This window comes from Actinomycetospora sp., assembly GCF_036497245.1.
Taxonomy (GTDB): domain Bacteria; phylum Actinomycetota; class Actinomycetes; order Mycobacteriales; family Pseudonocardiaceae; genus Actinomycetospora.
This window is the reverse complement of record NZ_DASXJS010000050.1, coordinates 22,171-32,826: the sequence shown is the minus strand read 5'-3', so window position 1 is coordinate 32,826 and position 10,656 is coordinate 22,171. Positions and strand designations below refer to the sequence as shown.

The 10,656-nt window shown below is 74.0% G+C and carries 6 protein-coding genes; 4 read left to right on the top strand and 2 right to left on the bottom strand.

The features are described 5' to 3' along the window. The coding region (locus VGI02_RS05785; RefSeq protein ID WP_331626324.1) for a GtrA family protein at window positions 1-422 on the bottom strand (422 nt) is incomplete at its 3' end. Between the two features lie 95 nt (window positions 423-517). Here VGI02_RS05785 and VGI02_RS05780 point away from each other — a divergent pair. The 4 genes from VGI02_RS05780 to dprE2 are packed head-to-tail and all read left to right on the top strand — an operon-like array spanning window position 518 to window position 8,988. Beyond that, a complete protein-coding gene (locus VGI02_RS05780) occupies window positions 518-3,691 on the top strand; it encodes an arabinosyltransferase domain-containing protein (protein ID WP_331626323.1) in 3,174 nt (1,057 codons plus the stop codon). Then, on the top strand, window positions 3,688-6,759 hold the full coding sequence (locus VGI02_RS05775; RefSeq protein WP_331626322.1) for an arabinosyltransferase domain-containing protein: 3,072 nt from the start codon (window positions 3,688-3,690) through the stop codon (window positions 6,757-6,759). The genes VGI02_RS05780 and VGI02_RS05775 overlap by 4 nt, the downstream gene beginning before the upstream one ends. Window positions 6,760-6,805: 46 nt before the next feature. Next, window positions 6,806-8,176: a decaprenylphosphoryl-beta-D-ribose oxidase gene (gene dprE1 / locus VGI02_RS05770; protein WP_331626321.1), complete on the top strand. Its 1,371-nt coding sequence runs from the start codon at window positions 6,806-6,808 to the stop codon at window positions 8,174-8,176. Between the two features lie 56 nt (window positions 8,177-8,232). Then, the gene (gene dprE2, locus VGI02_RS05765; protein WP_331626320.1) at window positions 8,233-8,988 is read left to right on the top strand and encodes a decaprenylphospho-beta-D-erythro-pentofuranosid-2-ulose 2-reductase; all 756 of its coding nucleotides are present in this window, start codon (window positions 8,233-8,235) and stop codon (window positions 8,986-8,988) included. 12 nt (window positions 8,989-9,000) lie between these two features. Here dprE2 and VGI02_RS05760 read toward each other — a convergent pair whose 3' ends face one another. After that, window positions 9,001-10,425, bottom strand: a complete 1,425-nt coding sequence (locus VGI02_RS05760; protein ID WP_331626319.1) for an acyltransferase family protein — start codon at window positions 10,423-10,425, stop codon at window positions 9,001-9,003. Window positions 10,426-10,656 lie beyond the last annotated feature (231 nt).

The following is a 10,656-nucleotide window of genomic DNA, read 5'->3' as shown; positions in this document are numbered from 1 at the left end:
CTCGGCGCGTGCATCAGCCAGAGCACCAGCGAGGCGACCGCGACGTTCGCCGCGAACGTGGACCCGTAGAGCAGCACGAACCCGAGAAACTTCCCGCTGCCGCCCTTCGAGGAGGCGAAGGTGAAGCGGCGGTTGAGCACGTAGGCGGTCGTGGTGCCGAGGATGAACGAGATGCCCTTCGCCAGCGGCGCCCAGACCCCGAGGGCGAGCAACAGCTGGTAGACCCCGAGGTCCACGACGGCGGCGACCGCGCCGATGGCCACGAACCGCACGAGCTGCGCCTTGAGGCCCAGCTTCTCGGGCGCGGCCGCGGGGGCCGCCGCGGGCCCGGCGGGGCTCGCCGATGCCGCGGTGGCCGCGTCCACCGGCGCGGAGGTCTCCGTGCCGGGGCCGGGCTCCGGCGTGCTCTCCTCGACACTCACGCTCGCCGAGGGTACGAGCCCGGTGCGCGGCGCCCTCACCGGGCCACGCCGCCCCCCACCGGACCGAGACCTCGGCGTCGCTACCGTTCCTGACCATGGCCGTCGTCGAGGACACCCCCGCGCGCGCGGCGGAGGGTCCCGGAGAATCGGACGAGCCGCGCAGACCGACCCGCAGGCGGGTCCGGTCCGGATGGTTCCTGGCCGCGCTCGCGGCGGTCACGGTGGTGCTGGGCGTCGCGATCCCGTTCGCGCCCGTCTCCGCCGCCGACCCGGTCGTCAGCTGGCCGAAGGCGGGCGAGCCTGCCGCCACCACGGCCGTCCCGCTGTCCCCCTACCGCCCGCTGTCGATCAGCGTGGACGTCCCCTGCCAGGCCCTGCGCGGCGGCGGCGACGCGCTGCGCACCGAGCCGGACTCGGCCGGGACGCCCGGACGCGGGCTGACGGTCGCGAACTCCGGCGGGCGCGTCGCGGTCACCAGCGACGGTGCCACCCTCGTCGACGAGGTGCTGCCGCTCACACCGTGCACCTACCGCGTGGTGGCCGACGGCACGACGACCACGCTCACCCGCGACGGCGAGGTCCTCTTCTCCGGCGCCGGTCAGGCCCCACAGGTCGCCGAGCTCGCCACCGACGCGCCCGGCACCCCCGGCCTGGGCGCCACCATCCACCCCGACGACCGGTACTCGTCGGTGCCCAGCGGGCTGAAGCTGACGCTGCTGATCCTGCACGCGATCGCGCTCGCCGCGACGCTCGTCCTGGCCTGGCGGCGGTGGTGGGGCGCCCAGGGCCGACTCGGGTTCAGCCGGCCCCGGCTGGGCGCGGCGGACTGGGCCGTCGTCGCGGTCAGCACGGTGTGGGTGGTCCTCTCACCGCTGCAGAACGACGACTCGTGGTACCTGCTGATGGCCCGCAACGCGTCGCCGACGGGCTACATCGGCAACCAGATCTACATGTTCGACGCGACGGAGAACCCGTTCGTCGGCAGTCAGTACCTCATGGCGATCTGGGGGAACCTCGGGAACCTGATCGGCGTCACGGGCTGGGGTCTGCTCTGGATGCGGATCCTCCCCCTGCTGCTGGGGCTGCTCACGTGGTTCCTGCTGCGGGCACTGCTCGCCACCGCGCTGGGCCGCATCGAGCGCCGGAGGTGGGTGCCGTGGACGCTGCTCGCCGCCCACCTGGCGTGGTTCCTGCCCTACGGGATGGCGCTGCGGCCCGAGGTGTTCATCACCCCGCTCTTCGCGGCCGTGCTGCTGCTCTGCGAGGTGGCCCGCCGCCGCGAGGTGATCGGTCCCCTCGTGCCCGCGACGGCGCTCGCTGCCCTGGCGGTGACGGTCTCACCGTCGGGCCTGGTCGCCGTCGCACCCGTCGTCGTGCTGCTCCCGTGGCTCTTCCGCTGGCTGCGGGGGGCGAGCTGGCGGACGCGCCTCGGCGTCGTCGGCGCCGTGGTGGCGGCCGGGACGATCGCGATCCCGATCGGCTTCGGCGACGCCACCCTGGGCGACGTCATCGAGGCCACCGACGTGCACGCCTGGTACTACGTGACCTTCCCCTGGTACGAGGAGTGGGCGCACTACCGGACGCTGATCGAGACCGGGACCTGGGGCAGGCGGCTGCCCGTGCTGCTCAGCGTGGTGCTCCTGGTGGTGGTGTCGATCGGGTCCGGGCGCCGCGGCCCGATCGGCGGCCCGATCCGGGCCTACACGCTGTCCATCGCGGTGACGACGGCCGTCGCGCTCGGCCTGCTCGCGCTCGGCCCGACGAAGTGGGTGAACCACTTCGGCGCGATCGCCGCGCCCGGGACCGTGCTGCTGACGCTCGCGATGCTGCAGACCCCGCTCCCCCGGCGGCCGGGCGCGCTCGTGACCGCGGCGAGCGTGGCGCTGCTGACGGGCGCCACCGTGCTCGGGTTCGCCGGGCCGAACACCTGGAAGCCCTACTCGGACCGGGGCCAGCCGTTCGGCAACCACCTCGACCCCGACATCTCGATGCTCGACCTCGAGAAGCTCGCCCCGCACATCGGGATGCTCTACCTGCGCCAGTTCTGGTGGTGGGTGGCGCTCGCCGTGCTGGCCGGGCTGTTCGCCTGGTGGCGGCACCGCAGGCACCGGACGACGTTCGGGTTGACCCCCGACCGCGCGGTACTCGTGCCCGCCGTCGTGATCCTCGCGGCCGGGATGGTCGCGGTCATGGCCTACGCGCCGGTCGTGCAGGCGCCGGGCTGGTCCGTGGCGGGCGCGCAGCTGCAGGCACTCGCCGGGAAGCCGTGCCAGCTCTCGAACTCGGTCACCGTCATGGCCACCGCACCGCGGGACCTCGGGGCCGCGCTGACCCCCGAGACCCGCACCGGGGACTTCACGCTCACCACCCCGGGGAACGGCACCGCGGACCCCGACCCGGTCCCGGCGCCCGGACCGGCCCCGTCGGGCACGGGCCCGACGATGTGGCACGACGCGGTCACCGACCCCGACACCTCCGGCAGTGCCGACCCCGGGACGTCGGGCGGCACCGGCCTCGGCACGCTCACCACCGGCTGGTACCCGCTGCCCCCCGCCGAGGCGGGTGAGCCGACCCCGGCGACCAACGTCGTCGTGCCCGTCGCGGGCAACGACCCGGACAAGCAGCGCGTGGTGCTCGAGTTCGGGTACGGCCCGGCAGCGGCGCCCACACGGACCGTCGCGACGACCGTGAACCCGGCCCCCGGCCTGACCTCGCGACAGTGGCAGGAGGTGCCGGTGCTCCTGCCCGCCGACCGGCCCAGCTCCGTGCGGATCGGAGCCGAGGACCGGGTCGGCGGCCCGGACACCGCCCTCGCCGTCGCACCGCCGCACCTCACGGCGATGCAGCCGGTCCAGACGCTCACCGGGCCCGACTCGTCGTCGAACGTGCCGGTCTTCGCCGACCAGCTCTCCGCGGTCCTGTGGCCGTGCGTGAACCAGGTCGCGGTGCGGAACGGGATCGGCCCGACGCCGCAGGTGCGGCTGTCCGCGGCGGAGAACACCCCGGACTTCATCCTCACCAACCCGACCTACGAGTCGTGGGGCGGCACGATGGTCCAGTCCGAGCGGACGTGGGCCACGGTGCGCGTGTTCTCCGGGGTCTCCCCCGGCGGGCCGCCGACCCTGCAGTGGGGGAACGTCGACCGGATCGTCTACGACCACCCCGTCGACGGCTATGACCTGACCGTGAACCGCGTCGAGCGCGGCGGCCTCGCGCGGTTCCCGACCCTCGCGGCGGAGTCCTACTCGGGGCGCGAATACCTGGGGTGAGCAGTATCTCGGACAGGGCGATCAGGCTCACGGCACTCGTCGCGGGTCTCGTCTCGGTGCTCGCGGCGCTGGCGTTCCCGTTCGCGCCGGTGTCGCGACCCGACGTGACGTACTCCTGGCCCGCGCCGGGCACGTCGTCGCCCGCTCCGGCGGCGATCCCGATGTTGCCGTACCAGCCGGTGACGACGACGGCGTCGGTCGGCTGCGACGCGGTGCGCGCGGTGGCTCCCGGGACCGTGCTGCTCTCGACGACGCCGCCGCAGCCCGACCCGCTCGCCGAGCCGCTGCACGGCCTGACGATGACGGCGGGTCCCGCGGGAGCGGTGTCGGTGTCGGTCGGGGGCCGCGAGGTGGGCCCGGTGACGCTGCCCGGCGGGGCGTGCTCGCTGCGCCTGGTCAGCGGGATCGACGCGACGACGGTGACCCTCTCGACGCCCGGGACCGCGGATCGTCAGGTCGCGCGGCTCGACGGGGACGTGCGTCCGGCGGTCGCCGGGGCCTTCACCGGGGCGCCGTCGTCGGCCGGGGTGTCGTTCTCCGCGGTGGCCGACACGCGGTTCCAGACCTCGGCGAGCGGGCTGAAGATCGCGGTGGGCGTGCTCGCGGTGGTGGCGTTCGCGGTGGCGCTGGGTGCGGTGCTGGTGCTGTCCCGTCGTCGCCGGCGCCCCCCTCATGTCAGCGATGCGGCACTGCTGACGTCTGACGTCAGTGACTCCACATCCTCGGCCGCCCCACTCCGTCGACACGCGCGCCGGATCGTCGACGTCGGTGTGGTGGCCGGGCTGCTGCTGTGGCAGGTGATCGGCCCGCTCACTGTCGACGACGGCTACATCGCGGGCATCGTCCGCTCCCGCGCCCAGAACGGGCAGGTCGGCACCGTCTTCCGCTGGCTGAACTCCCCCGAGACGCCGTTCGGCTGGTTCTACGACGTCCTCGCGCTCATCGCCCGGGTCGACGCGGCGCCGTTCTGGCTGCGTCTACCGGCCACCGTGCTCGGGATCGTCGGCTGGTTCCTGCTCTCGCGGGCCGTGCTGCCCCGGCTGGGCCTGGACCGCCTCCCCCGCCTCGTCCCGTGGCTCGCGGGGATCGTCTACCTGGCGTGGTGGCTCCCCTACGACCTCGGCGTGCGTCCGGAACCGTGGGTGCTCGTCGGCTCGACGGCCGTGTTCGTGCTGACCGAGCGGGCCGTGGAGCGGCGGTCGGTGACCCCGCTCGTCGTCGCCCTCCTCGTCGCCGGGATCACGCTCGCCGTCACGCCCACCGGGCTCATGGCGTTCGCGCCGCTGCTGGCGGCGGTCGTCCCGCTCGTCCGGCTGGTGCGCGCGGAGGCCCTCGGCGTCGTCGCGCTCGTCGTCGTCGGGATCGCCGCCCTGGGTCTGACGCTCGTGCTCGTCTACGCCGACCAGACGTGGGCCTCCGTGCTCGACTCGGTCGGCATCCGCACGCTCGTCGGCGGCGACCGGCCGTGGACCGACGAGTACGTCCGCTACACCTCACTGCTGACGACCGGGAACGCCGAGGGCAACCTGGGGCGCCGCGCCCCGGTGCTGCTGCTCGCCCTCGCCTTCGGCGCGCTCGCCTTCGCGCGGATGCCGCGGCCGGCGGCGGCGCACCGGCTCGTCGTCGCCACCCTCCTCTCGCTCGTGACGCTGGCCTTGACCCCGACCAAGTGGACCCACCACTTCGGGGCGTTCGCGGTGCTCGGGACGGCGACGACGCTGCTGGCGCTCGACGCCTGGCTGCGCGCCCCCGCCGACGCCGAGCGCGCCCCGCGGCGGGCGGCGTGGGCGGTGGCGCTGGCGGCGGGCACCTCGGGGCTCACGTTGGCGGGGTTCAACCAGTGGCACTGGATCTCGAGCTACGCGATCACCTGGTCGACGATCTCGCCGCAGCTCGGCGGGATCCGGTTCGCCGACGCCGTCCTGGTGGTGGGCGTGGTGCTCGCCGCGGCCCTCGCGGTGGTGGCGATCCGGCGGACGCTGGGCCGTGAGAGTCGAAAAACTGACACTGGGCGTCAGGAACGAGACTTTCCTGACCCGGGGGATGCGCGGCTGCTCGGCCTCGCGCCGGCCCTGGCGATCGCGGTGGTCGTGCTCGTCGTCGCCATCGAGGTCCTGAGCTTCGCCCGCACCGCGGTGCAGCGCCGCGACTCCTACACCCTCGCGTCGGACTCGGTGGCCTCGCTGCACGGGCGCTCGTGCGGGATCGCCGACCGGCTGCGCGTCGAGCCCGACCCGCTCGCCGGCCTGCTCACCGCCGACGGTCCCGGCCCGGCCCCCGGGACGGACCCCGGCGGACCCTCGATGGCCGGCGCCACGCTCCCGGCCTGGCGCGGGCCCGGCGTCACCAGCGGATGGTTCGCGCTGCCCGGTCCCGCCGCGCCGTCGGGACCGGAGGCGCCGGGGCCCGTCGTCGTGACCATGACCGGACCGGAGGCGCACGGGGACGTCGTCGCCGAGTTCGGCGCCCGTGACCCGTCCGGCGCGTTCACGCCCGGGCTGCGGGTCCCGCTCGACGAGGGCGCCACCCAGTACTCGGGCTCGGCGTCGGTCGACGCACCGCGCTCGCGGGACCTCCGCCTCGATCCCGCCCTGAGCTCCCGCTGGAACGCGGTCCGGCTGGCCAGCACGGCCGACACCCCCGCCGCCCGGGGGTTCTCCGCGCCGCGGATCGCCCGGCTGGTCCCGTGGGACGAGGTCCTGCCTCCGGGGACACCCGCGGCCGACGACTGGCCGGGGGCCTTCCTGTTCCCCTGCGCGCCGTTCCCGCCGCTGCACGACGGGATCGCGACCCTGCCGGGCTGGCGGATCTCGACCGACGCGCGCAGCGAGGCCCAGTCGGGCTTCATCAGCTACACCGCCTCGCAGGGCGGTCCGTGGACGACGGCGCGTGCCCTGGTCCGCCAGGTCCGTTACCCCGTCTACCTGCCGGGCCTGCCGCTGACCGACATCGCGAGCCTGGAGCGCTGGGTCCCGATGACCCCCCTGGTCGCGCCGACGGTGACGCGGACCGAGGTCCGGCAGTCGGGGTTCTCGACGCCGGGCCCGCTCTCCATCGGCGAGAGTTAGCACCTCCGAGCAGGCCACGCAGCGTCGCGCGCTAGCCTCGATCCCGATGCCACGCACCGTGAAGACCCTGGTCGGCTGGGCGCGGACCGCCCCGAGCCGGGCCACCGTGCTGTCCGGCGACGAGGTCACCTCGGACGAGCGTCTCGCCGAGACGCTCGCGTCCGCGGGTTCCCGCGGTGTCATCGCCCGTGGCCTCGGCCGCTCCTACGGCGACCCGGCGCAGAACGCGGGCGGCCTCGTCGTCGACATGACCTCGCGCGACCGGGTCCACGCGATCGACGCCGAGTCCGGTCTGGTCGACCTGGACGCGGGCGTGTCCCTGGACCAGCTGATGCGGATCGCGCTGCCCTTCGGCCTGTGGGTCCCGGTGCTGCCGGGCACCCGCCAGGTCACCATCGGCGGCGCGATCGCGAGCGACATCCACGGCAAGAACCACCATTCGCACGGCAGCTTCGGCAACCACGTCGTGTCGATGGACCTGCTCACCGCCTCCGGGGACGTGCGCCACATCGAGCCGGACGGTCCGGAGTCGGAGCTGTTCTGGGCGACGGTCGGCGGCATCGGGCTGACCGGGATCATCCTGCGGGCGCGGGTGCGGATGACGAAGACCGAGACCGCCTACTTCGTCGCGGACACCGAGCGCACCGCGAACCTCGACGAGACGATCGAGCGCTTCTCGGACGGCTCGGACGAGGCCTACGACTACTCGTCCGCCTGGTTCGACTCGATCTCCACCGGCCCGAAGCTCGGCCGGGCGGCGCTGGGCCGCGGGTCGCTGGCCCGGCTCGACGAGCTGCCGGAGAAGCTGCGGCGCGACCCGCTGCGCTTCGACGCCCCCCAGCTCGCGACGCTGCCCGACGTCTTCCCGAACGGGCTGGCCAACAAGCTGACGTTCTCGGCGATCGGCGAGCTCTACTACCGCAAGACGAAGAACAAGCGCGGCCAGGTCCAGAACCTCACGGCCTTCTACCACCCGCTCGACCTGTTCGGGGACTGGAACCGGGCCTACGGCTCGAAGGGCTTCCTGCAGTACCAGTTCATCGTGCCGCTGGCGGCCGAGGCCGAGTTCCGGTCGATCGTCGCCGACATCGCCGCGTCGGGACACGTCTCGTTCCTGAATGTCTTCAAGAAGTTCGGCGAGGGGAACCGGGCGCCGCTCTCGTTCCCGATGCCGGGCTGGAACATCTGCGTCGACTTCCCGATCGTCGACGGGCTCGGGGAGTTCTGCCGGGGTCTCGACGAGCGCGTCCTCGCCATGGGCGGCCGGCTCTACACGGCCAAGGACTCCCGCACCGACGCCGCGTCGTTCGCGGCGATGTACCCGCGACTGGACGAGTGGCGCAAGGTGCGCGATGCGGTCGACCCGGACGGCGTGTTCGCCTCCGACATGTCGCGTCGTCTCGCGCTGACGTCCTGACCTGCACCTTCGCACCTGACACCGAACGACAGCTGACATCGACTGACAGGATTTCCATGATCGACGCCGTCGGGCACCCGTCATCCCTGCTCCTGCTCGGGGGCACCTCCGAGATCGGTCTCGCGATCGCCGAGCGCTACCTCGCCGGCGGTCCCGTCCGCATCGTCCTGGCGGGCAGGCAGTCGCCCGGCCTCGCCGAGGCCGCCGCCCGGCTGGAGCGCGGGGGCGGGCACGTCGAGACCCTCGAGTTCGACGCCAAGGACGCCGCCGCGCACACCGAGACCGTGCGCAAGGCCTTCTCCGGCGGGGACATCGACGTCGCGGTGGTGGCGTTCGGTCTCCTCGGTGACCAGGAGACCGCCTGGCAGGACATCGACGTCGCGGTCGCGCTCGCCGAGGTGAACTACGTGGCCGCGGTGTCGGTCGGCGTCGCGCTCGCCGCCGAGTTCCGCCGCCAGGGCCACGGCCACATCGTCGCGCTCTCGAGCGTGGCCGGGGAGCGGGCGCGGCGCTCGAACTTCGTCTACGGCTCGACGAAGGCCGGGATGGACGCCTTCTACACCGGGCTCACCGAGGCGCTGCGCGGCGACGGGATCGGCGTGACGATCGTCCGCCCGGGCTTCGTGCACACGAAGATGACGACGGGCATGGACGCCGCCCCGCTCTCGACCACACCGGAGAAGGTCGCCGAGGTCGCGGTCGACGCCGTGACCAAGGGCCGCGAACTGGTGTGGGCTCCGGCCCCGCTGCGCGCCGTGATGACGGTGCTGCGCCACATCCCGCGCCCGATCTTCCGCCGCCTGCCGGTGTAGGTGGCCTCCCGCTCACGAGCGCGGAGCGCACCACCGGCGGGCCGGCTGCTCGATCCACCGGTACGCGAGGTGCGCCACCAGCACCGACCCGGCCAGCACGTGCGGCACCGCGAGGGCGGCGAGCGAGCTGTTCGGGGCGAGCGCCGGGAACCGGGTCATCGCCACCACGGTGATCTCGATGATCGGGAAGTGCACCAGGTAGATCGCGTAGGAGATCCGGCCGCCGTGCTGGAGCCGCTCGTGCGAGAGGAAGCGCACCACGCCGCCCTTGGCCAGGCACAGCGCCCCGAGCAGCAGCGGGAACATCGGCACCGCGAACCAGAGCCGGTCCGCCGCCGGGATGGCCGCCGACGCCGGGGCGGACGCGGCCCAGTAGGCCACCAGCACCGTCTCGGCGATGACCGCGAGGACGATCCGCTGGGCCCAGAGTTCCACCTGCGGCGTCCGCTCGATCCGGGCCACCACGAGCCACGTGAGCATGCCCGAGGTGAACCCGCCGCCGATGCGCAGCGCCCAGGCCCACGCGCCGGTCTCGCCCGAGTCCGCCGACATCAGCGAGCCCAGCGCGATCGGTGAGGCCGTGAGGACGGCGAGCGCACCCAGGACGGACAGCGGCCAGTTCCGAATCCGCCACGCGCCCAGGACGAGCAGCGGGAATGCCAGGTACGCCAACCACTCGGCGCTCACCGACCAGGCGGGCAGCACGAACGAGATGCCCTCGATGCCGCGCGAGCCCCACAGCTGGGTCATGGTCAGCTGCCGCAGCCAGCCCAGGGGCCCCAGGTCGGGCTGCGGGGTCTGCCAGGTCACGACGCCGTCGTGGCCGAACACCTTCCGCGCGGTGCACCAGAGCCCGAAGACGACGGTCACCGCCGCGTAGAGCGGCCACACGCGGGCCATGCGGGCCCGCACGAACCGGAGCGTGCCCCGCGCCGACGGGCGGCGCCCCAGCCGCTCCAGGTAGGCACGGGTGAGCACCAGCCCGGAGAGCACGAAGAACAGGTCCACCCCGAGCGGGCCCGCGGCCACCAGCGGGGCGATCGGTGCCGTCCAGCGGGCGAAGACGTCGCCGGGCACGTACGACGCGTGCAGGAGGAGCACCCACACCGCGGCGACGAACCGCAGGCCGGTCAGCTGGGGGATGTCGCCCCGGGTGAGCGGGAGGACGGGCGCGTCGGGAGTCGCCGACGGCCGTGGCGGCGCGGGCACGCTGACGGCCGGCGTGGGTGAGGTCCCGCGCGTGCGCGGCAGCGGCAGAACCGTGGGTGCCGCCGCGGGCGCCGGGGCCGAGGCCAGGGCCGTCGCCGCGGACCCGACCGGCGATCCCGCGGCCGGGACGGCGGCCAGCGGGGTCGTGGGCAGGCGCGTGAAGCCGGTCGCCACGTCCGGGTACGACCCGCGGCTCGACCGTGTCGTGAGCGCCGTCAGCGTTCCCACCGTGCTGCCTCCCCGACCGTCATGGACTGCGGCGTCCCGATGCGGTGACCGCGACGCTCGACCTGAGGAACGGCAGCATGCGGCCGATTCCTGATACTCCGTTCAGTGGATCGAGCGAGACAGTTCCGAGGGTCGTCAGCTCGTCAGGTCATGCCCGACACACTGGGTCACCGCCGGTCCCCGTCAGCCCGCTCCGGCGACCCGACCGGGCGGCGCGGGCGCCTCCCCGGT